The 25,883-nt window shown below is 31.6% G+C and carries 14 protein-coding genes; all 14 read left to right on the top strand.

Translation table 11 applies throughout. From position 1 onward, the window contains the following. Window positions 1–144: 144 nt before the first annotated feature. The 14 genes from BM335_RS06890 (at window position 145) to BM335_RS06825 (ending at window position 25,881) form a co-directional block, all read left to right on the top strand. Window positions 145–3,381 (top strand): carbohydrate-binding protein, encoded by a 3,237-nt coding sequence (locus BM335_RS06890; protein WP_090224664.1) that lies wholly within the window; start codon window positions 145–147, stop codon window positions 3,379–3,381. 5 nt (window positions 3,382–3,386) lie between these two features. After that, window positions 3,387–4,085 (top strand): SusE domain-containing protein, encoded by a 699-nt coding sequence (locus BM335_RS06885; RefSeq protein ID WP_090224662.1) that lies wholly within the window; start codon window positions 3,387–3,389, stop codon window positions 4,083–4,085. A gap of 645 nt (window positions 4,086–4,730) precedes the next feature. After that, window positions 4,731–7,826 carry a SusC/RagA family TonB-linked outer membrane protein gene (locus tag BM335_RS06880; protein ID WP_090224660.1) on the top strand — a complete coding sequence of 1,032 codons (3,096 nt, stop codon included), beginning with the start codon at window positions 4,731–4,733 and terminating at the stop codon, window positions 7,824–7,826. 17 nt (window positions 7,827–7,843) lie between these two features. After that, window positions 7,844–9,355: a RagB/SusD family nutrient uptake outer membrane protein gene (locus tag BM335_RS06875; protein ID WP_090224867.1), complete on the top strand. Its 1,512-nt coding sequence runs from the start codon at window positions 7,844–7,846 to the stop codon at window positions 9,353–9,355. A 15-nt stretch (window positions 9,356–9,370) separates the two neighbouring features. Further along, entirely contained in the window at window positions 9,371–11,440 is a 2,070-nt protein-coding gene (locus BM335_RS06870) for a hypothetical protein (RefSeq protein ID WP_090224658.1), read from the top strand. A gap of 18 nt (window positions 11,441–11,458) precedes the next feature. Then, a complete protein-coding gene (locus tag BM335_RS06865; protein WP_090224656.1) occupies window positions 11,459–12,409 on the top strand; it encodes a hypothetical protein in 951 nt (316 codons plus the stop codon). A gap of 80 nt (window positions 12,410–12,489) precedes the next feature. Continuing rightward, complete coding sequence (locus BM335_RS06860) at window positions 12,490–13,578, top strand: glycoside hydrolase family 16 protein (RefSeq protein ID WP_245780626.1); 1,089 nt, start codon at window positions 12,490–12,492, stop codon at window positions 13,576–13,578. A gap of 196 nt (window positions 13,579–13,774) precedes the next feature. After that, entirely contained in the window at window positions 13,775–15,211 is a 1,437-nt protein-coding gene (locus BM335_RS06855; protein WP_090224864.1) for a glycoside hydrolase family 30 protein, read from the top strand. A 16-nt stretch (window positions 15,212–15,227) separates the two neighbouring features. Beyond that, window positions 15,228–16,715 carry a glycoside hydrolase family 30 protein gene (locus tag BM335_RS06850; RefSeq protein ID WP_090224650.1) on the top strand — a complete coding sequence of 496 codons (1,488 nt, stop codon included), beginning with the start codon at window positions 15,228–15,230 and terminating at the stop codon, window positions 16,713–16,715. Window positions 16,716–16,743: 28 nt separating this feature from the next. After that, a complete protein-coding gene (locus BM335_RS06845; protein ID WP_090224648.1) occupies window positions 16,744–18,258 on the top strand; it encodes a sugar porter family MFS transporter in 1,515 nt (504 codons plus the stop codon). An 8-nt stretch (window positions 18,259–18,266) separates the two neighbouring features. Further along, window positions 18,267–19,586 carry a glycoside hydrolase family 2 TIM barrel-domain containing protein gene (locus BM335_RS06840; RefSeq protein WP_143102394.1) on the top strand — a complete coding sequence of 440 codons (1,320 nt, stop codon included), beginning with the start codon at window positions 18,267–18,269 and terminating at the stop codon, window positions 19,584–19,586. Between the two features lie 23 nt (window positions 19,587–19,609). Next, window positions 19,610–23,056: a hypothetical protein gene (locus BM335_RS06835; RefSeq protein WP_090224645.1), complete on the top strand. Its 3,447-nt coding sequence runs from the start codon at window positions 19,610–19,612 to the stop codon at window positions 23,054–23,056. A 34-nt stretch (window positions 23,057–23,090) separates the two neighbouring features. Beyond that, the gene (locus tag BM335_RS06830) at window positions 23,091–24,368 is read left to right on the top strand and encodes a glycoside hydrolase family 17 protein (RefSeq protein ID WP_143102393.1); all 1,278 of its coding nucleotides are present in this window, start codon (window positions 23,091–23,093) and stop codon (window positions 24,366–24,368) included. A gap of 70 nt (window positions 24,369–24,438) precedes the next feature. Next, a complete protein-coding gene (locus BM335_RS06825; protein ID WP_090224642.1) occupies window positions 24,439–25,881 on the top strand; it encodes an MFS transporter in 1,443 nt (480 codons plus the stop codon). Window positions 25,882–25,883: the final 2 nt, after the last annotated feature.

The following is a 25,883-nucleotide window of genomic DNA, read 5'->3' as shown; positions in this document are numbered from 1 at the left end:
AAGATATTTTATGTTATTTTGTATAGTTATTTGGCTTTAATGTTTATTTGATAAATGCAAGTTATAAGTGTTGTCAATTATTAAAGCAAAGCTAATTTTGACTATTACAAATTTTCGGAAATTATAAAATCTTTATACTATAAAATGAAAAATAAAATATTTCTAATAATCTTAATGTTTGGAACTTTATTTAGTTGGAGTCAAGGGTTAAAAACACAAGGCAAAAAAATTGTTGATCAAAATGGAAATGAAGTCATTTTACGCGGAATGGGTTTGGGTGGCTGGATGCTTCAAGAAGGTTACATGATGCAATCTAGTGATGTAGCAGACACGCAACATGAATTTAAAAATAGACTTATAGCGTTAATGGGTGAAGATAAAACGAACGAGTTTTATGACGTTTGGTTAGCAAATCATGTAACAAAAAAAGATATTGACTCTTTAGCAAAATGGGGTTTTAATAGTGTAAGACTACCAATGCATTATAATTTATTTACATTACCAATAGAAGCTGAACCAGTTTCAGGGGAAAATACTTGGTTAACCAAGGGTTTTGATTTGGTTGATAATTTGTTGGATTGGTGCGAATCCAACAATATGTATTTAATTTTAGATTTACACGGAGCGCCAGGTGGGCAAGGAACAAATGCAGCAATTTCTGATTATGATAATACCAAACCATCTTTATGGCAAAGTCAGGATAATAAAAATAAAACAGTTGCTCTGTGGCGAAAATTAGCTGAAAGGTATAAAGATGAACCTTGGATTGGGGGTTATGATTTAATTAACGAAGTAAATGGAGATCACGTAACTGGTCCACAATTAAAGCAGTTTTATATACAAATTACCAACGCCATACGTGAGGTAGATACAAAGCACATAATTTTTATAGAAGGTCATGATTGGGCAAATAATTTTACAGGATTAACTCCAACTTGGGATTCTAATATGGTATATAGTTTTCATAAATATTGGACGTTTAATGATCAAGGTTCAATACAATGGGTTTTAAATTTAAGAGAACAACAAAATGTTCCTTTATGGATGGGTGAAGCTGGTGAAAACTCAAATGTTTGGTTTACAGATGCTATCAAATTATTTGAAGATAATAATATTGGTTGGTCTTGGTGGCCATTAAAACGCATAGAAACTATAGTTGGTCCTTATTCTATACCCTTTACTGATGGATATAAAAGAATATTAAGTTATTGGAGAGGAGAAGGTGCAAAACCAACAGAAGCAGAAGCACATAGTGCAATGATGGAATTGGCTAATAATTCAAATAGCTCCAATTGTTTTCACCAAAAAGATGTGCCAGATGCTATGATTAGGCAAGTAAAAACAGAAGCTACTAAGCCATATAAAAAACACAATATTCCTGGAGTAGTTTATTTGTCAGATTTTGATTTAGGGAAAAATGGTAAAGCATATTACGATACTGATGTAGCTAATTATTCTGGTTCAACTGGTGATTTTCAAGCTTGGAATTCTGGCTGGATTTACAGAAATGATGGTGTAGATATTAGTGAAAATAATGATCCAGTAAATGGTAATGGTTACCATATTGGCTATATTAAAAAAGGTGAGTGGGTTAGTTATACGGTAAACGTATCTGAATCTGCCGCATACAAAGCAAAAGTAAGATATGCCTCACCAAATAGTGGAGGTGTTTTTCATTTATCAGTAAATGGAGAAGATATTACTAAAGGAAAAACAATTCCTTCTACAGGTGGTTGGACAAATTTTCAAACTGTTGAAATACCTGATATTGTTTTAAATCAAGGTTCTCAAGTATTAAAATTGCAGTTTGATAACGAGGTTGAATACAACATGAGTAGTATTGAGTTTGTTAAAACTGGAACAGTAGAGTCTGTAGCTTTTGAAGCCATAAATGGACAAACTAATTCTGATGAAAAATCAGTTGAAATTTCAGTAAATCATGCTGTTTTATTAAGTTCATTAAGTGGTTCAAAAGAGCTTTTTACAATGTATGTTAATGGAGTTGTTGAGCCAATTTCAACTATTACTACAATAAATTCAAAAGAAAAAACAATAAAATTAACTACAAATAGAAGTTTATTATTTTCAGATAATATATTAGTTAGTTATTCTGGAACTTCAGTAAAATCGGTAGATGGTAAAGAGTTAGCTGCATTTTCAAATTTGGTTATTAGAAATTCACTGCCTACAATTGCTGTTTTACCTTTAAAAATTGAAGCTGAAAATTATACAACAATGGTTGGTCTTTCAACAGAAAATACCACTGATATTGGCGAAGGTAAAAACATTAGTTATACAGATACAAATGATTATGCAGATTATATTATTTACTCAAAAGATAACAATAATTATAAAGTAAACTTTAGAGTTGCTTGTCCATATAATTCTGGAAAAATTGGTTTGTTTTTAGCAAATGAAAATGGTGGTGAAACATCTTTATTAACAATATCAACTCCTGTTACAGGTGATTGGCAAACTTGGCAAACAGTTTCTGGAGATTTAATTATTCCTAAAGGAAAACATACATTAAGAATGAAAGTTCTAACTGGCGGTTTTAATTTAAACTGGATGGAGTTTATTTTACAAGAAAAAGATTCTGATAATGATGGAGTGCCAGATACCTTAGATTTGTGCCCGAATACAACTTTAGGTGCAACAGTTGATTCTAACGGATGTTTTATATTACCAAAAGATAATTTTGAAATTAATAGTGTTGGAGAAACTTGTCCAAATATGAATAATGGACAAATAGTAATTAAAGGAAATGCTAATTACAATTACAAAACTACAATTAATAATGTTAATCATAATTTTGTAGGCAACGCAACAGTAAAGTTTGGTAATTTAAGCCCTGGTACATATGATTTTTGTATATCAGTTGTTGGACAATCTTTTGAGCAGTGTTACTCCATTGTAATTCCTGCTGGTAAAACAGTTTCAGGGAAATCTGCTATTGATAACAAGTTAGCTTCCATTGAAATATTAGAAGGAACAGCACCTTTTGATATTGAAGTGAATGGAAAGTTACTATTCCAAACAATGTCAAAAAACTTTGAAATTCCAGTTATAAATGGTGATTTAATTCAGGTAAAAACAAGTGTAGCTTGTGAAGGAGTTTATTCAAAATCTATTGATTTATTTAAAGCTGTTGAGGTTTTTCCAAATCCATCTCACGGGTTGTTTGAAATAGGAATTCCAACATCTGAAAATGAAGTTTATATTGAAGTTTTTAATTACAGTTCACAATTAATTTTGTCAAAATTATATAAAGTGGAATTTGGTAAAGTAACAATTGATTTAACTAATATTTCAAATGGCATTTATTTGGCAAAAGTTCATTTAGATAATAATCCTGTTAATGTTAAAATTATAAAACATTAAATTTTATGAAACACATTTTTATTTTAAGTATAGTAAGTATTTTATTATTTTCTTGCGGAGGAGGAGGTGATGATCCCTCACCAGTAACTCCAGATCTAAACAAAGCACCTTCCACTCCATCGTTAACAAGTCCTGTTAATAATTCATTGTGTGTCGATAAGGTTGTAACTTTTGAATGGACAGCTGCAACAGATCCTAACAACGATGCAATAAGTTATGAAATACAAGTAGCAAAGGATAATCAATTTGCTCAAATTATTCAAAATATTAACACAAGTTCAACAAGTGCTTTAATTACGCTTGAAAATAATATAGCGTATTATTGGAGAGTAAAAGCCATTGATAGTAAAAGTTTAGCTGGAAGTTTTTCACCAAGTTATAAGTTTTATACCTATGGTATAGGTGTAGCTAATTATGCACCTTTCACTCCGGAACTGATAAAACCAACTTTAAATTTATTGATTCAAACCCCTACAGTTGAGTTAGCTTGGAATGCTTCTGATGTTGATAGTTCAGATACTTTAACGTATGATGTGTTTTTAGATACTGTAAATCCACCCCAAGCAAAAATTGCCGATAATATTAGTGGTAAAACACTTGCTAAAAATGTGAGTGCCTCAACAACTTATTATTGGAAAGTGGTTGTTAAAGACAATAAAGGAGGACAAACTATTGGTCAAGTTTGGAATTTTCAAACAGATTAAATTAACTTTTCACTTTTATACTGTAATAATACTTGATTTAATTAAAAAAAGAAGCACTGTAGCACAATGCTTCTTTTTTTTATGGTATTTTTTCATCTTTTAATCCAAATTTTTTACTAAGGTTTATCTTATTCTTTATGCAAGAAAATGGTATCAAAATTATAAATACTGTTCATAATTTTATGTGTATAAATCACTGTAAATCATTTTTTTAAATATAATTTTATAGAAAATTGTTGTAAATTTAATGGAGTCTATTTGAGCTCATTTTTTTTGAAAAAATTAAGAAGTTTTGTTAAATAATCCTTAATGCCTTTACCAAATAAGAAGAAAATTTATGCTGTAGGTATTTAAAAATATAAATTTACCACTACAGTTAAAAAATTTACCACAACATGAACTCAACATTACGCTAACTATAAGGTTTTAGTAGTTACAATATTAAAAAAAAATAGTGATGATAATAAAGACTTAAAATGGCCGCTGCACTATTGTAAACACTGAATTTAAGATCAAAATTATCTTAATTATATGTTAAATTGACATTTATTAAATTACAAGATGTATGTTTTTTGTATAGGTATCATTTTAAGAAAAAGCTTAAAATCAGGGTATCTTTATAAAAACTTAATTAATCATTTATATATGAAATCACTTTTATTATCAATTTTTCTCAGTTTTGTAGGGTTATGTACTTACTCACAAAACTATGAAGTAAAAGGAAATGTAGTCGATACAAATGGTTCACCATTACCTGGTGTAACTATAGTTGTTAAAAATACAACTAAAGGTGCTTCTACAGACTTTGATGGAAATTTTACAATTTCTAACATTGAAAAAGGCGAAACATTGGTTTTCTCCTATATTGGATTTACTACTAAAGAAGTATTAGTAGTTAATGGTAACCCTATGAAGGTAACTTTATCTGAAGACACTCAAAGTTTAGATGAAGTTGTAGTAGTTGGTTATGGTACTCAAAAGAAAAGTGTTGTTACTGGTGCAATTTCCAGTGTAAAAGCAGAGGACTTAGAAGGTTTACCAGTAGAAAGAGTTGAACAAGCACTTCAAGGTAGAGTTTCAGGGGTAGTAATTGCTGCAGATGCTGGACAACCTGGATCTTCGTCAACTGTAAGAGTACGTGGTATTACAACTTTTGGAAATAATAATCCATTATGGGTTATTGATGGTGTTGTAGTAGACTCAGGAGGAATTGGTTACCTAAATCAATCAGACATCCAATCTATTGAAGTACTGAAAGATGCTGCTTCATTGGCTATTTACGGCGCAAGATCCGCTGCAGGGGTGATTTTGATTACAACTAAAAAAGGTAAGCAAGGAAAGGTGAATGTAAGTTATAACACTTTTATTGGTGTTTCTCAAGCTTCAAAAAAATTATCATTATTAAATGCTGCTGAATATGGAGCGATAATGAATGAAAAATCTGTTGCAGATGGTGGACCAATTGTTTTCTCAAATATTGCAGCTCTTGGACAAGGAACAGATTGGCAAGATGTTATTTTTAATGACAGTGCAATGAGAACTTCACACGAAATTAATTTAAATGGAGGTAATGATGTTTCTACATTTTATGCTTCATTTGGTTTAAGTGATCAAGAAGGAATTGTAATGTCTGAAGTTTCACAGTTTAATAAAAAGAATATTAGATTAAACTCTACTCACAAAATTTCTGACTATATAAAAGTAGGTCAAACTTTAGGATATGCTCATAAAAGATCAATGGGAATTGGAACAAATTCAGAATTTGGTGGACCATTAAGTTCTGCAATAAATTTAGATCCAATTACACCTTTAGTTATAACAGATCCTGTTGTTGCAAATGGAGCTCCTTATAGTACTAATCCAGTTTTTAGAGATAAAAATGGAAATCCTTATGGAATTTCAACTTGGGTTGGACAAGAAATGACAAACCCTTTAGCAGATATTCAAAGATCTATAGGAAACTATGGTTGGTCAGATGATGTTGTTGGAAATGTATATATTGATGTTACACCTATAGAGAATTTAGTTTTTAAATCATCATTAAGTGGAAAAGTGTCTTATTGGGGAGATGAAGGATTTACTCCTGAATATTATTTACAAGCAACAAGTGTAAATTCTCAAAACCGTTTATCTAGAAGTAGAAGTAAAGGTTTTGGATGGAATTTAGAAAATACGGTATCATATTCAAAAGTATTTGGATTACATGACTTCTCTGTTTTATTAGGACAAGGTGTATATGTTGATGGTATTTCTAGTGGGGTTGGTATCACTTATTTTGATTTACCAGTAACTTCAAGAGATCAAGCTAGTTTTAATTTTCCAGTAACAGATGATCAAAAAGTTGGTTATTCTTGGACGGGAACAGAGCATAAAGTAATATCATTATTCTCTAGATTAAACTATAACTATGATGAAAAATATTTATTTACAGGTATTGTTCGTCGTGATGGTTCTTCAAGATTTGGTACTAATAATAAATTTGGTATTTTCCCTTCATTTTCTGCAGGTTGGGTAGCTACAAAAGAAGCTTTCTGGCCAGAAAATAATGTTGTTACTAAATTGAAAATTAGAGGTGGTTATGGTATAACAGGTAATGATGCCATTGGAGATTTTGGATATTTAGCTTTAGTAGGAGGTGGTAGAAATTATACTTTTGGAGATCCTGGTGTAATTTATACAGGTTATAGCCCGAATGCTCCAGATAACCCAGATTTAAAATGGGAAGAGACAGCACAAACAAACATTGGTTTTGAAGCAAGATTGTTTGAAAACATTGATGTAAATTTTGATTATTTCATTAAAGAAACTAATGGAATTTTAAGACCTGTTGAAATTCCAGGATATGTTGGAGCTTCAGGAAGTCCATTAGGAAACGTTGCTGATATGAAAAACACGGGATTAGAGTTTGAAGTTGGCTATAGAAAATCTTTTGGAGACTTTAATTTTAAAGCTAATGGAAACGTATCTTACATTAAAAATGAAGTTACCTACTTAGGAGATGGTAAAGAATTTATTGGTGGAGGTGCAGGATTTCAATCGATGGGTGAGGTTACTAGAATTCAAATAGGAGAATCTATTAACACATTTTATGGTTACCAAACCAATGGAGTTTTCCAAAACATAAATGAAGTAAATTCTTATGTAAATGATGCAGGAACTCCAATTCAACCAAATGCAGTACCTGGAGATTTTAAATGGAAGGATAACAATGGAGATGGAGAAATTTCTGATGAAGATAAAGCATTCTTAGGAACACCATTACCAAAATATACTTTTGGTTTAACATTAAACTTAGATTATAAAGGATTTGATTTTATGGTATTTACTCAAGGAGTTGCTGGAAATAAAATTTTCCAAGGTTTAAGAAGACTAGATGTAGCTAATGCAAACCACCAAACATCTGCATTAGGAAGATGGACTGGAGAAGGATCAACTAATTCATACCCAAGATTAACAAATAACGATCCAAATGGTAACTTTGGGAAGTTCTCAGATTTCTATTTAGAAGATGGTGATTTCTTAAGATTTAAAACGGTTCAATTAGGATACTCATTACCAAATAACATAGTTGAAAAAATTGGAGCTTCCAAACTTAGAATCTATGTAACAGGAGAAAATTTACTAACAATAACTAATTATACAGGATACGATCCTGAAATTGGAGGAAGTGTAATGGGAATTGATAAGGGGTATTACCCACAAGCACAATCATTTATGATGGGGGTTAACGTACAATTTTAATAAAAATGAAAAGAATTATGAAATTAAAAATATATAGGTTACCAATATTAGCAGTAGCATTATTGGCGACAATATTCTCTTGTTCTGAAGACTATTTGGAAGTAGATCCTTCTGGACAGTTTCTTTCAGGAAACTATTATGCAAACGAAACTGAAGCATTTGCGGGGTTAGTTGCAGAATATGATTTTATGAGAAAAAACTCTGGAGGTTTTGAAAACATGGTAACTATGATGAACGCAGGTTCTGATGACCATTATGCAGGTGGAGGTAACTCTACTGATGGAGCAGGAATCCAGTCTTTTTCAAATTATACTTTAAATGCAATTGAAATGCCTTCATCATTCTGGAGTGATTATTACAAAGGTATTTTTAGAGCAAATATGATGATTTTGAAATTACCAGATGTGCCAATGGATGAAACATTAAAAGCTAGATATATGGCAGAATCAAAAGCGTTAAGAGCTTACTACCATTTTAATTTAGTACGTTTATTTAAAAACATTCCATTATTTACAGCACCGGTAGATCCAGCAGAAACTTATAATGTTGTTCAATCAACACCAGAAGAAGTATATGCTCAAATTGAAATAGACTTATTAGATGCAATTGCAGGATTACCAACTACATTAAATTCTGATGAATTAGGTAGATTTACGAAAGGAGCTGCGCAAGCAGTTTTAGGAAAAGTTTACTTAGAACAAGGTAAAAAAGCGGAAGCTGCAGCCCAATTTGCAGCTGTAAATGGTACGCCAGGAGCTACTAGTCCTTATGGATATAAATTATTAGCTAATTTCAATGACCTATGGCAAATTGATAATAAATTTAATACAGAATCTATTTTAGAAGTTACTCATACTAATTTAAGTTTAGCTGGTTGGGGAAATGCTTATAACGATGATGCTGAAGGAAACATGATTTGTACAATGGTGGGGCCAAGAGGTTTTGTAGATTTAGATGTAAATGATAATGTTCCTGCATATTCTTCAGGATGGAGCTTTAATCCTATTATTCCTGAATTATATGATTTACTTAAAAATGATCCTAGATTTGAAGCAACTGTTTTAGATTTAAAAGCATTATCAGAACAAGGTAAAATTCAATATTCTCCAGGGTATCAAGATACTGGATACTTCTTAAATAAATTTGCTCCAACTGTTGCAGAAGAGCACACAGGAGCAGGGGATATGTGGTTAAATCACCGTCAAAATTCTTATGTAATCAGATTGGCTGATACGTATCTATTAGAAGCAGAAGCTTTAAACGGAACTGGCACAAGAGCACAAGCATTATTAGATGCCGTAAGAGCAAGAGTTGGTTTGCCTTCTATTCCTGTAAGTATGGATAATATTTTAGCTGAAAGAAGATTAGAATTAGCAGGTGAAGGACACCGTTGGTTCGATTTAAGAAGAAATGGAAAATTACAAGCTAAATTGGCTTCTAGAGGATTTGTTTCTGGGAAACATGAAATTTTCCCAATACCTTATAAGGAATTGGAAAATACCAAATTAGTACAAAATCCAAACTACTAAATAAAAATTAAAATTATGAAAGTATTTAAATATATTTTAAACGCAATCTTATTGATTGCAGTACTTTGGAGCTGTTCAAATGACGAAATGAATAATCTTGATTTTACAAAGTCAGCAGTGGCTCCAACAAATGTTGAAGCGCTGTTTACAATTACTCAAGATAATACAGGATTAGTCTCAATAGCACCAAGCGCTGAAGGAGCCGTAGCTTATGATATCAATTTTGGAGATACATCAGCTTCTGCAACTATTAAAGCTGGAAAAAAAGCCTCACATGTATATGCCGAAGGGTCTTATACAGTAGGAATTGCAGCAAAAGGAATAACAGGATTAACAACAGAATATGCTAAAGAAATAGTTGTATCATTTCAAGCGCCTGAGTTTGGAACTGATCCAATTATTGCGAATGATGCAGCAAAATCGAAACAAGTAAATGTTACGGTTCCTAATGACACAAAATTTGCTATGTTTTATGATGCATATTTTGTTGAAAATGGAGTTGAAACAGTGCTAACAGCAAATGTTGGTGATAAAGTTTCTTACACGTATGCAAATCCTGGAACTTATACTATTAAAGTAGTATTAAAAGGTGGTGCAATTGCAACAACTGAATATGTTGTGACAGATTTTGAAGTAACTGAAATTTTACAACCAATAAAATCTGCACCAGCACAACCAGGAAGACAGGCAACTGACTATATTTCTATTTTTAGTGATTCTTATACCAATGTTGCAGGTAGTGATTTTAATCCATATTGGTGGCAAAACACTATTTACACTGCATTTAGTTTAAATGGCGATGCAATGTTACAATACAGTAATTTAAATTACCAAGGTATTCAAATTGGTGCAGCTCAAAACGTTTCTGGAATGGAAACTTTACATATTGATGTTTGGTCTGCAACTGCAAATACTATTGAATTTTATCCACTTCCAGTTGGAATTGCTGCTGAAAACGAAAAATTCTTTGCATTAACTCTTTTAGCTGACCAATGGAATAGTTTTGATATTCCTTTATCATATTTTTCTGATTTAGGATTGGCATTAGATAATATTCACCAATTTAAATTTGTAGGAGCTGGATCTATTTTTGTAGATAATATTTATTTCTACAAAGCACCATCTGCACCATCAGTTTTATCAGGAACATGGAAATTAGCTCCTGAAGCAAATGCTTTTAAAGTTGGACCTACTTACGGTTCTGGTGATTGGTGGGGAAATAGCGCAGGAGACGTAACTGCAAGAGCTTGTTTATTTGATGACAAATATGTTTTTGCAAATGATGGTTCTTTTAAAAACGTTATGGATGGATCAACTTGGGTTGAAGCTTGGCAAGGAGTTTCTGAAGGTTGTGGAACTCCAGTAGCTCCGCATAATGGTTCTGCTGCAGCATCATTTTATTATGATGAAGTTTCGGGTAAACTTACCGTTACAGGAAAGGGTGCTTATTTAGGAATTTCTAAACCTTACAATGGTGGAGAGTTAGCTTCACCTTCAAATGCTCCAGATTCTATTACATATGATGTTGTGCTTTCTGATAATGACAATACAATGACTTTATCACTTTACTATGGCGCTGGTTTTTGGACGTTTAAACTTGTTAGAGATGTACCTCCAGTTGTTGGTAACTGGAAATTGGCACCTGAAGCTTATGCTTTTATGGTTGGAGACTCTTACGGATCAGGAAACTGGTGGGGAAATAGTGCAGATGATGTAACAGGAAGAGCTTGTTTATTTGATGACGAATATATTTTCTCAGCAAATGGTTCATTTAAAAATGAATTAGGTGGAAGTACTTGGATTGAAACTTGGCAAGGAACAGAAGGTTGTGGTACTCCTGTGGCGCCTCATGATGGCTCTACATTAGCAACATATTCGTACGATGCAACTGCAGGAACTGTAACAGTTATTGGAACAGGTGCATATTTAGGAATTCCAAAACCATATAATGGTGGCGAATTATCAGATCCAGCAAATGCTCCAGGTTCAATTACCTATGATGCTACTTTTTCTGATGGTGGAAATACAATGACTTTGGTGTTATATTATGGAGCAGGATATTGGACATTTAAGCTTGTTAAGTAATTAAAAAAATATTATAAAATGAAAAACATAAAATATATAATTGGAATTGCTCTTTTAACATTGGTAATTATTGCTGGTTGTAAAGAGGATACCTACGAATTTGGGGATTTAATAGCTCCTTCAAATCTTGTAATTAATGCCGATATTGTTGGTATGTCAGATTCAAATCCAAATGGAGATGGCTCTGGTGAAGTAGTTATTACTGTAAATGCAGATGATGCCATTACGTACCATATTGGGTTTAATAAAATTGATGATTTTGCACCAGTAAACTATAAAGTTTTAGCTTCTGGAACAATAAATCAAAAATTCACAGATCCAGGTGTAAATACCTATAGAATTTCAATGATTGCTTTTGGTCCTGGGGGAGTTGCATCTAATTTAACAAAGGACATAACTGTAAGAAGTGATTATGTTCCAGATCCTGAAGTTGTTACTGCAATAACTAATGATGATTCAAAAACTTGGGTTGTTAATAAAGATGTACCAGCACATTTCGGTGTAGGTCCTTGGGGAGAAAAATCTCCAATTTGGTGGACTGCTGGCGTTGATGAAAAACTTGAAGTCGCACCTTGTTTTTATAGTACAAAATTTACATTTATTAAAAATGCAAATGGTACATTTAAATTAACAGTAGATGCATCTGCAGATGGAGCGTTTACAAAAACAGGAGATTTAGCAAATATCCCAGGAATACCAGCTTCTGGTGACGAAGGATGTTATAGCGAATATTCTGGAGGATCAACAAGTTTTAACTTTGTTCCTTCAAGCTCTGGAATTGCTGTTGATGCAACATATCCTTCAACTCAGATAGCAATTAAACTTGCAACTAATGAAGCCTATATTGGCTATGGTGCTTTACAAAGCGAATATGAAATTCTAGAAGCTACATCAGATTATTTGTACCTTAGAGTTCAAGGAACTGAGACTGGAAATGGATGGTGGATAAAAATGAAGCCAGTTCAATAAACTTTTTAATACAATCAAACAACCAGAATTTTAATAATTCTGGTTGTTTTTATTATTTTTTATAATTAAACAACATCATTTTGAAACATACTAAAATACATTCATTTCCAATTATTGGAATATTAATAATTGCTTTTACATTATTTATAAGTTGTGGTGGATCTAGTTCTGGAGAGGAATTAAATTTAACTCCAACTAATTTAATAATTAATGCAACTATTGTTGGAACTGATACGTCAAATCCTAATGGAGATGGTAGTGGAAAGGTGATATTTAATTTTTCGGCAGAGAATGCCACTAATTTTAAAATTAATTTAGGAAATGATGAAATAATTGAAACGTCATCAAATACTTTAATATATACATATACAGGATCAGGTTTAAAAACATTTCAAGTGTATATATCGGCTTATAATTTAGATAAGCAAATTTCTAAGAGTATTTCAATTACTGTAAAAATTAACTCAGGTCTTTTATGGTCTGATGAGTTTAATGGTACTGGATTGCCAGATAGCTCTAAATGGGGTTACGATATTGGAAATAGCGGCTGGGGAAATAATGAACTTCAATATTATACCAATAGAGCTAACAATGTAGTTGTAGAAGGTGGATTTTTGAAAATTACTGCAAAAAAAGAAAGTTATGAGGGTGCTGAATATACTTCAACGAGGATCAAAACTCAAGGGAAATTTGATTTTAAATATGGTAAAGTTGAAGTGAGAGCAAAACTACCTAGCGGAAAAGGAACTTGGCCAGCAATTTGGATGTTAGGATCAAATATTTCAACGGTAAGTTGGCCTGCTTGTGGTGAAATTGATATTATGGAATATGTTGGATATCAACCAGATGTAGTGCATAGTGCAATTCATACAACATCAAGTTCGGGAAATACGGTAAATCATAAAAGTTATGATTTAACTACTGCCGAAGAAGAATTTCATGTATATGGTATAGAATGGACTTCAACTGAAATAAGTTTTTTTGTTGATGAAACTCTACATTACACTTACAAGCCTACAACTTATAATGAAGCAACTTGGCCATTTACAAAAAATCAATTTTTAATTTTGAACCTTGCAATAGGTGGTAATTGGGGCGGGGCTCAAGGAGTTGATGACTCAATTTTCCCTCAACAATTTGTAATTGATTATGTGAGAGTGTATCAATAAAATATTCACTCCTTTAATGACAAAATAGTATTAAAAGTTATAATACAAGTTGGGTATTTTTGGTAATAAAATTTATTATTAAATATTCTTTATAAAAAAACAAATTTAGTTTAGTGAGTTGTTAATATAAAAACTTCAACATAAAATTTGTTTAATTATACCTCAAAAATTAATGTGCTTTAAAAAAATAAATACAATGAAACCTTTAGTAATAGTTATTGCTTTATTTGTTTCTTTATCAAATTGTAGTAAATCATCTACTGAAGAGAAAGATACCACTAACAATCCGCAACCTGAAGTAGTTAATGAAGTTGATTTTTGGTTAACAAAATCAGACGGTTCAGTAAAAATTTCAAAACAGAATATTGTTTTAGCATTTTCTGATGATTTTAATAATTATGCTACCATTGAAGTAAATGAATCTCAAAAATATCAGACTGTTGATGGTTTTGGATTTTCATTAACCGGAGGAAGTGCTGAGGTAATAAACAATCTTAATCCAGAAAAAAAACTAGAATTACTTCAAAAACTTTTTGGAGCAAGTGAAACAGGAATTTCAATTAGTTATTTAAGAATTAGCATTGGAGCTTCTGATTTAGATGGAAATACTTTTTCATATAACGATTTACCTTCGGGGCAAACTGATTTAAATTTAGATCAATTTAGTTTAGCGCCAGATGAAGAAAATTTAATTCCATTATTAAAAGAAATATTGGCTATTAATCCATCAATAAAAATTATGGGAACTCCTTGGTCACCTCCTGTTTGGATGAAGGATAATAATAGCACCGTTGGAGGAAGTTTACAATCAAAATATTACAATGTATATGCCAATTATTTGGTAAAATACATTCAAGAAATGAAAGCTCGTGGAATTAATATTGATGCAATTACACCACAAAATGAGCCATTGCATCCTGGTAATAACCCAAGTATGTATATGTCTGCAGCACAACAAGCAAGTTTTATTAAAAATGCTTTAGGGCCAGCTTTTAAAGCAGCAAACATTACTACAAAAATAATTATATACGATCATAATTGCGACAACCCAAATTATCCAATAAGTATTTTAAATGATGCAGATGCTAAAGAATTTATTGCAGGATCGGCGTTTCATTTATATGCGGGTGATATAAGTGCCTTATCTACGGTTAAAAATGCACATCCAGATAAAGATGTCTATTTTACAGAACAATATACATCAAGTGATGGCGATTTTGCCGGCGATTTAAAATGGCATTTAAAAAATGTTGTAATAGGTTCTATGAGAAATTGGAGCAAAAATGCTTTGGAATGGAACTTAGCAAATGATGCTACTTTTGGTCCACATACAGATGGGGGTTGTACCACTTGTAAAGGTGCAATTACTGTTACAAGTACTTCTTCATATACACAAAATGTAGGGTTTTATATTATTGGTCATGCCTCTAAATTCGTTCCAACAGGTTCAACAAGAATAGCAAGTACAATTGCTGGAAACTTGCACAATGTGGCATTTAAAACACCAAATGGTAAAAACGTTTTAATTGTTGAGAATGATGGGAATTCAAACGAAATATTCAATATTAAATATAACGGTAAATGGTTTGTTTCTTCTTTAGAATCAGGATCAGTAGCAACATATATCTGGTAAATAAAATAATAAAAAAATGAAAAAAATAGGCGTAATAATAGTGTTGATATTTATATTTTTTAGTTGTAATAAAAAAGTGGCTAGTGTTGAAACACAAGAAAATATACAACAACCTAAAAGTATAGATGTAACAGGTAAACAAATTAGTGTTTATTCAACAGTCCATGGTTCTGATATTAAATTAAAACTTACAGAAATATTAAAATTTGGTGAATTTCAACAACCATTAGAAACCGAATCTGCAATATTAGTTGACCCTACAAAGGAGTTTCAAACTTTTTTAGGAATTGGAGCTGCACTTACAGATGCATCTGCAGAAACTTTTTATAAACTTTCAGAAGAAAATCAAGCTAAATTTTTAGAAGCATATTACAGTGTTGACAAAGGTATTGGTTATTCATTATCCAGAACAAATATCCATAGCTGCGACTTTGGTAGCGAAAGCTATACATATATTGAAGAAGGCGATGCTGAATTAAAAACATTTAATATTGATCACGATAGAGCGTTTAGGTTACCATTTATTAAAGCAGCCATTGCAGCAGCTGGAGGTGAGTTAAAAATGTATGTTTCTCCTTGGAGTCCACCTGCTTTTATGAAAACAAATGGAAGCATGTTGCATGGAGGTAAACTAAAACAAGAATTTGCGCAATCTTGGGCAAATTACTATGCAAAATTTATAAAAACATACGAAAAAGAAGGAGTTCCAATTTGGGGGTTAACCATTCAAAATGAACCAATGGCTACACAAATTTGGGAGTCATGTATTTATACCGCTGAAGAGGAACGTGATTTTTTAAAAAATTATTTAGGACCAACACTTGAAAAAGAAGGTTTGGGTGATAAAAAAATTATTGTTTGGGATCATAACCGCGATTTAATTTACCAAAGAGCTACTACAATTTTAAACGATCCTGAAGCTTCAAAATATGTTTGGGGAGTTGGTTTTCATTGGTATGAAGATTGGAAAGATGGACAACCAATGTTTGATAACGTTGCAAAAGTTCATGAAGCCTACCCTGATATTAATTTAGTGTTTACTGAAGGATGTACAGAAAAATACGATATAACTAGAATTACTTCTGAAGATCCAAAATTAGCCGAACGTTACGGAAAATCTATGATCAATGATTTTAATAATGGAACAGTTGCTTGGACAGATTGGAACATTTTGTTAGATGAAACTGGAGGACCAAATCACGTTGGAAATTTATGTTTTTCACCAGTACATGGAGATACTAAAACAGGTGATTTAACTTTTACAAATTCATATTATTATATTGGTCATTTTTCAAAGTTTATTAGACCAGGGGCTAAAAGAGTAGCTAATGGGTCTAATACCAATAAAATTCTATCTACCGCATTTTTAAATAAAGATAATAGTATTGTTATTGTAGCTATGAATCAAAGTAATGATGAGTTGCCATATACATTAACTATTGGATCAAAAACCGCAAAATTAAATATTGAAGCACACTCAATTCAAACTATTGTTTTAAAATAAATTATTACCAAACCCAATCAAAGTAATTATGAATAAATCATATACTATTAGCATTAGTTTTATTGTAGCCTTAGGAGGTTTTCTTTTAGGTTTTGATAGTGCTGTAATTTCTGGAGCAATCAACGGAATTAGAACCTATTTTCAGATGTCTGATTGGGAACTTGGGTTTTCAGTAGGTTGTGTAATTTTTGGAGCCATGGCAGGTAACATTACTGCAGGTCCGTTAAGCGATAGATTTGGAAGAAAAAAAGTACTCATAATTACAGCAATATTATTTACAATATCAGCACTTTGGTCAGCTACTGCAACTACATACATTGCATTTGTAACAGCGCGTATTATTGGTGGAATAGGAATTGGAGGAGCTATATTAATTGCACCTATTTATATTGCTGAAATTGCACCACCAAAATTAAGAGGAAGTTTAGTTTCATTAAATCAATTAAACATTGTTATTGGTATTTCTGTAGCATATTTTTCAAATTACTTTTTAAAAGATATTGAAGGTGAAAGTTGGAGATGGATGTTAGGTGTTGAAACAGTTCCTGCAGTTTTTTACTTTTTTGCATTGTTTTTAGTTCCTAGAAGTCCTCGTTGGTTAATTCAAAAATTAAATAAAGTTGATCTTGCCGAAAAAATTCTTATTAGAATAGGGGGTAATGAATTTGCAAAAAATACTTGTGAAGAAATTTTAAGAGGTGTTGCAAAAAAACAAGCCAAAGGAACTTATGCAGATTTTTTTAGTAAACGTATGACAACCATTGTAATTATTGCATTTGGTTTGGCATTTTTTCAACAAATAACAGGTATTAATGCAATATTTTATTACGCTCCAACAATTTTTGAACAAGCAGGAGGTAGTACAGATGCTTCTTTTTTACAAGCAATTGTAGTTGGTTTAACAAATTTAGTATTCACATTAGTAGCCATTAGGTTAATTGATAAATTAGGAAGAAAACCTTTATTAATCATAGGAACTTCCGCAATGGCAATTTCATTATCTATGGCAACACTTGCTTTTAATAATGCTATTTATGATTTTAATACTACTACCATTGAAAAAATTGGAGATTTAGAAATAAAAACTGCTCTTCAACCTTTAAATGGGAATTCTTATTATTCTCAAACCGAAGTATTTAATACTGTAAAGCCATTGTTAAGTGAAAATCAGTTTACATCATTTAAACAAAATGAAATCAAAAATTTTATTAGTATAAACTCAACACTAGTTTTAATTGCAATTTTACTATATGTAGCGGCCTTTGCTATTTCATTGGGTCCGGTTATGTGGACAATGCTCTCGGAAATTTTCCCAGGCAACGTAAAAGGTATAGCAATTTCAATTGTTGGTTTTTTTAATTCATTAGTAAGTTACACTGTAACCCAATTTTTCCCTTGGGAACTTTCAAATTTGGGTCCAACAATAACATTCGCAATTTATGCAGTGTTGGCAGCTTTATCGTTACTTTTTGTTTTAAAATATGTTGTTGAAACAAAAGGAAAGAGTTTAGAGGAAGTTGAAGAATTATTAATCAGATCATAATCATTATAATGAATAAAATAACAATTTTTTTAATTTTTTTAATCCATTTAGTAAGTTGTAATACAAATCAACCTAAAAATGAATCAAAGGCGGAAGAAAGTCTGCAACCAGCAAAAGTTGAATTAAAAAACGACAATGGTAAGTTTCAAATATATGTAAACAATGAGCCTTTTTATATAAAAGGTGCGGGGCTTGAGTTTGGTAGAATTGCTTCAGTGGCTGAACACCAAGGAAATTCTTTTAGAACTTGGAGAACTGACAATGGCAAGCAAACCGGTAAAGAAGTTTTAGATGAAGCGCTAAAAAATAATCTAATGGTAACTATGGGAATTGAGGTTGCCAGAGAACGTCACGGTTTTGATTATAATGATGAAGCTGCTGTTAAAGAACAGTTTGAGCGTATAAAAAAGGAAGTAACTGAATTAAAAGATCATCCAGCATTATTAATTTGGGCTATTGGTAACGAGTTAAATTTAAGAGCCACAAATCCAAAAGTTTGGGATGCTGTAAATGATATTTCAAAAATGATTCATGAAATTGATCCTAATCATTTAACAACTACAACCTTAGCTGGAATTTCTCAACAAGAAGTTAATTATATTAAAGAAAGATGTCCCGATTTAGATTTATTATCTGTTCAATTGTATGGTAAAATAAATGAATTACCGCAATTAATTAAAGAGTATGGTTGGGAAGGTCCGTATATGGTTACAGAATGGGGCGCAACAGGACATTGGGAAGTGCCTAAAACATCATGGGGAGTTCCAATTGAAGAAAATAGTACTGTAAAAGCAGCAAACTATTTAAAAAGATATCAAGTTGCTATTGAAGCAGATTCTTTAAAATGTGTTGGTTCTTATGTATTTCTTTGGGGACAAAAACAAGAAAGAACCCCAACTTGGTATGGTACATTTTTAGAAAATGGAAACGAAACAGAATCTGTGGATGTGATGCATTATGTATGGAGTGGAAAATGGCCAGAAAATAGAGCGCCACAAATAGCATCGTATACATTAAATGATAAAACAGCGTATGAGAATGTAATTTTAAAACAAAATCAAGAAGTTACCGCACTATTTACAGTTAATGATTTGGAAAATGATACCATTGATTTTAAATGGGAATTACTACCTGAAAGTACAGATTTGAAAGATGGTGGTGATTTTGAAAAAAGACCAAAAGCAATTGAAATTAAAATAATAACTTCAGAGAATGGCGAGTTAAAATTTAAAGCGCCAGAGGATAAAGGAGCATATAGATTATTTGCATATGCAGAAGATGGAAACGCGAATGCTGCTACTGCAAATATTCCATTTTTAGTAGAATAAAAAAATATTAAGATACAAAATAAATGTACATAGGAAGTAATAAAGCTGCATTTGAAGCAGACGAGGTAAAAGGAGAAGCTGTTGTAATTGGAAATGAAAATTATTATAAAATTTCCAATGTAGATGAAATGAGACCGTTTTTTATGAGCATTGTGAGCAATTCCAATCATTGGATGTTTATTGCAAGTAATGGTGGTTTAACAGCTGGAAGAAAAAATAGCAATAGTGCATTATTTCCTTATTATACTGATGATAAAATTACAGAATCTGCAGAAATTACTGGAAGTAAAACAATCATTCAAATCCATTCTCAAGGTAAAACTATGCTTTGGGAACCGTTTTCACAACGTTATTTAGGTGTATATAAAACGCAACGTAATTTATACAAAAATAACTATGGTAATAAAGTAATTTTTGAAGAAATTAATCACGATTTGGGAATTACATTCCAATACCAATGGAATTCAAGTGATAAATTTGGATTTGTAAAAAAATCAGCCATCATTAACAATTCTAATAACGAAGTTAAATTAACGGTTTTAGATGGTCTTCAAAATTTAATTCCTCATGGTGTTTCTTCAGATTTGCAAAATGCAAGCAGCAATTTAGTAGATGCGTATAAAAAATGCGAATTAGAAACAGAAGTTGGATTGGGAATTTATGCTTTAAGTGCCATTATTGTTGATAAGGCAGAGCCAAGCGAAGCATTAAAAGCAAGTATTGTTTGGTCTTTAGGTTTAGAAAATCCAACGTATTTATTATCATCTTTACAACTAAATAATTTCAGAAAAGGGTTACCAATTCAGCAAGAAATAGATATGAAAGCTGAAAAAGGTGCTTATTTTATAGGTGCTGATATTTTAATTGCTGCTAATTCAAAAAAAGAATGGATTACCGTTGCCGAAGTTAATCAGTCTATTGTTTCTGTAAATAAAATTGCTGAAACAATAAAAAAAGAAAAAAACCTTATTTCAATTGTTGAAGAAGATATTGAGTTTGGTACAAAACAATTAATTGAGTTAAATGGCAATGCTGATGGTTTGCAGTTAACAGCCGATACATTGCGCAATACACGTCATTTTGCAAACACGTTATTTAATATAATGCGTGGTGGAATTTTTGATGATAACTATCAAATTGAAAAAGCCGATTTTACGCTGTATATTTCAAAAGCAAATAAAAAAGTATTCAAGAAAAAAGAAGAAATTTTAGACCAATTACCAGCCCTTTTTACACTTAATTATTTAAAAGAAATTACCGAAAAAGATGAAGACAAAAACTTTAAACGTCTTTGTTTTGAATATATGCCACTTAAGTTTAGTAGAAGACACGGTGATCCGAGCAGACCTTGGAACAAGTTTTCAATTAATACACGAAGTGAAGTTGATGGCTCAAAAATATTAGATTACGAAGGAAACTGGAGAGATATTTTTCAAAATTGGGAAGCTTTAGCACATTCATACCCAGAGTTTATTGAAAGTATGATTCATAAGTTTTTAAATGCCACAACTTTTGATGGTTACAATCCTTACCGTGTTACAAAAGATGGTTTTGATTGGGAAACAATTGAGCCAGATAACCCTTGGTCGTACATTGGTTATTGGGGAGATCATCAAATCATTTATTTGTTGAAGTTTTTAGAATTTATTGAAAAACATTACCCAAGTAAATTAACCAGCTATTTTAATCAGGAATTGTTTGTGTATGCAAATGTTCCGTATAAAATTAAAAGTTATCACGATATTCTAAAAAACCCAAAAGATACTATTGAGTTTGATGTTGAATTAGATGAAGAAATCAATAAAAAGAAAGGTGAATTAGGTGCTGATGGTGCTTTATTGAGAGATGAAAATTACTTTATTTATAAGGTTAATTTAATTGAAAAATTATTAGCTACAGTATTGGCAAAAGTATCTAATTTTATTCCTGAAGGTGGAATTTGGTTAAACACCCAACGTCCGGAGTGGAACGATGCTAACAACGCTTTGGTTGGTAACGGAGTATCTATGGTTACTCTTTATTATTTAAGAAGATTTTTAAATTTCTTTGAAAAAACAATCTCAAATTCAGCATTAAATACTGTTGAAATTTCAGAAGAATTGGCATTATTTTTTAATGAAGTAGTTTCAACCTTTACTGAAAATCAACACTTGTTAAAAGGAAAAATTTCTGATAAAGATAGAAAAGCAATACTTGATGGTTTAGGAAATGCCGGAAGCAATTTTAGAAATAGTGTGTATGAAAACGGGTTTTCTAGTAACAAAGGAACTATTTCAAAAGAAGACTTGTTAAACTTCACAAAAATTACACTTCAGTTTATAGATCATTCAATTCTTGCAAATAAACGCGCAGACAATTTGTATCATGCCTACAATTTAATGACTGTTGAAAACGATCAAGAAATATCAATTTCTTACTTGCCAGAAATGTTAGAAGGTCAAGTAGCAGTATTAAGTTCAGGATTTATTTCGGGCAAAGATTCTTTAGAATTATTAGACGCTATGAAAAGTAGCGCCTTGTTTAGAGAAGATCAATACAGTTATATTTTATATCCAAATAAGGAATTACCAAGATTCTCCAAAAAGAACAACATTCCAACTAAAAAGGTGGAAGATTCAGCACTTTTATCACAATTGATAAAAGATGGAAATACACAAATTATTGAAAAAGATGTTTTAGGAAACTATCATTTTAATGGTAATTTTAATAATGCTGCAAGTCTTAAAAAAGCCTTATCAAATTTACTAGAAGATAAGTATGAATCATTAATTGAAAAAGATTCAAAATTAGTATTAGCTGCTTTTGAAAGTGTTTTCAATCATAAATCGTTTACAGGAAGATCAGGTACATTTTTTGGGTATGAAGGTTTAGGTTCAATTTACTGGCATATGGTTTCTAAATTATTATTAAGTGTTCAGGAAACGTGTTTATTGGCAATTGAAAATAATGAAAGCGATGTGGTAATTGGTAAATTATTAGACCATTATTACGAAATAAATGCAGGCATTGGAGTTGATAAATCACCAAAATTATATGGTGCATTTCCAACAGATCCTTACTCGCATACTCCAGCAGGAAAAGGAGCGCAACAGCCAGGAATGACTGGGCAGGTTAAAGAAGATGTGCTAAGTAGATTTGGAGAACTAGGTGTTTTTGTTGAAGAAGGTGTGTTAAAATTCAATCCAAGATTGTTAAGAAGAACCGAGTTTTTACAAGAATCAAAAGTTTTTAAATACACCAATATTAAAAAGGAAAAAGTACAATTAGAATTATCTAAAGATTCATTGTGTTTTACGTATTGCCAAGTACCAATAATTTACAAATTAGTAGACAAACAAGGTGTAAAAGTGCATTTTAATAATAATTCAATAAAAGAATTTGAGCAGTTGTTATTAGATATTTCAACAAGTAAAAAAATATTCGAAAGAACAGGTGAAATCAATAAAATTGAAGTGTATTTAAAAAAATAAATTTCAGAAATTATAAAACATTAGATAAAATAAAATGGTAAAAAGTTTAAACTATATTTTAATACTATCAGTACTTATTTCTTTAATAGGATGTTCACAAGCAGTTAAAAAATCTGAAGAACCAGTGAAAAAAGATAAAGTAGCTGCAGATATTTTAGGAAATCCAGCGTATTTAGCAATCTCTTATGGAGGTTATCGTGAAACAACGCGCGATTCAGTTCCAACTGTAAATCAAATTAAAGACGATTTAAAAATTTTAGCAGCAATGAATGTTAAAATTCTACGTACTTATAATGTGCATTTAGAGGAAGCTTCAAATGTATTAAAAGCAATTTCTGAGCTAAAAAAAGAAGATGCAGCTTTTGAAATGTATGTAATGTTAGGCGCTTGGATAGATTGTAAAAATGCTTGGACAGAACTAGAGCCAGATCATAATTTAGAAAGCGAAAGAAATGCTGTTGAAATTGAAACAGCCGCTGCATTAGCAAAAAAATACCCTGATATTGTAAAAATTATAGCTGTTGGAAATGAGGCTATGGTTCGTTGGGCAGCAAGTTATTATGTGCAGCCATCAGTAATTTTAAAATGGGTAAATCACTTACAAGAATTAAAAAAGAAAGGAGAACTTCCTTCTGATTTATGGATTACTAGTTCCGATGATTTTGCTTCTTGGGGAGGTGGAGATCCTAGCTATCAAACAAAAGATTTAGAAGAACTTATTAAAGCAGTAGATTATGTGTCTATGCACACATACCCAATGCATAATACCTATTACAACCCGCAGTTTTGGGAAATTCCAGAAAACGAAAAAGAACTAACGGACATAGAAAAAGTAGACGCTGCAATGCAACGTGCATTGGAATTTGCCCAAAAACAATATCAAGATGTTTCAACCTATGTTAAAAGTATAGATTCAACAAAAACAATTCATATTGGTGAATCGGGCTGGACAACCATTTCAGATGGTCATTACGGAAAAGAAAGCTCAAGAGCTGCTGATGAATATAAAGCCGGAACGTATTATAAACTTATGCGTGAATGGACTGCAAAAGATAAAATTTCATTATTCTATTTTGAAGCTTTTGATGAACAATGGAAAGATGCTGCAAATCCAGTAGGATCTGAAAACCATTTTGGATTAATCAATTTAAAAGGACAAGCTAAATATGCTATTTGGGATTTGGTAGATGCAGGAATTTTTGAAGAATTAACTAGAGACGGACAACAAATTACTAAAACATATAATGGAGATAAAACTGCGTTGATGAAAGACGTTTCTGCACCACCAGCAGTAAAGGCTGTAAAAGAATAAATAGTAAAAGGTGTTTTTTAAAAAGCACCTTTTACAAAACAAACCCAAACCAAACTAAACCAAATATATAATGAAACATTACAAAACAGATCCCAAGGACATTGTTCCCGTTGGAGAAAAACTAGCTTTTGGATCAGGACATTTAGCCAATCAATTATTTCCAGCAGCGTTAGGTGTTTTTATGGTTGTATTAGTAATGTCATTAGGAATGAACCCTATTCTTGCCGGAATATTAGGAGCATTGCCAAGGTTTATAGATGCATTAACAGATCCAATTATGGGCTTCATTTCAGATAATACAAAATCTAAATGGGGACGTAGAAAGCCATACATTTTGTTAGGTAGTGTTATTTCAGGAGTTACCTATATGATAATGTGGCAATTAAATCCTGAAAATTCTGAGTTGTATAACTTTTTTTATTTCTTAGTTATTTCTATTTTCTTTTATGTTGGATATACCATTTTTGCCACACCACTTATAGGTTTAGGCTACGAAATGACTCCAGATTATAACGAAAGAACTCGTTTAATGGCGGTGTCACAATTTATGGGACAATTAGCTTGGGTTATTGCACCATGGTTTTGGGTAATTATTTATGATCAATCGTTATTTGAAAGCGCACCCCAAGGAGCGAAAATTATGGCTATTTGGGTAGGTGGTTTATGTATGATTTTAGGAATTCTTCCAGCGCTTTTTAATAAAGAAATGATTGTTCCTAATCAGGATAAAATGAAAGATTTAACCATGAGCGAATTGTCTAACAATGCAAAAGAATTTATAAATGGAATTAAATTAACATTAAAAAATAAACCATTTTTAAAACTATGTGGAGCTACTTTCTTTATTTTCAACGGCTTTCAAACCATTGCGCAATTTGCATTTTTTATTATTGTTTATTATCTGTTTAACGGAGATACTGGTGCTGCAGGGCATTGGCCAGCTTGGTTTGGCTCAATATCTGCTTTAGCCACTATGTTTTTGGTAATACCAGTTGTTACAAAAATTTCTGAAAAATTTGGTAAGAAAAATGCTTTTATTGTGGCTACTTTAATTTCAATTATTGGTTACATGTTAAAATGGTGGGGATTTAATCCTACAAATCCTTGGTTAATGTTCATGCCAATTCCTTTCCTTTCATTTGGTATTGGAGGGTTGTTTACCTTAATGATGTCTATGACTGCAGACGTTTGTGACTTAGATGAGCTAAATAATGGTGAGCGTAGAGAAGGAATGTTTGGTGCGGTGTATTGGTGGATGGTTAAATTAGGTACAGCTATTGCAATGCTTACTAGTGGTGTTGTGTTACATTATATTGGGTTTGATGAATCAATTAAAGTTCAAACTACAGAAACCTTAACAAATCTTAGAATTGCGGATATAGCAATTCCAATTGTTACCGCTTTTATAGCCATAATCTTAGTTTGGAAGTATGATATTACCGAAACGAAAGCACGCGAAATTAGAGAAGCTTTAGTAGTTCGCAGAGGTAAAGTAGCACATGAAGATAAATAAAA

The sequence above is a fragment of the Lutibacter maritimus genome (genome assembly GCF_900116115.1).
GTDB lineage: Bacteria > Bacteroidota > Bacteroidia > Flavobacteriales > Flavobacteriaceae > Lutibacter > Lutibacter maritimus.
This window is presented reverse-complemented; position numbering and strand designations above follow the sequence as displayed.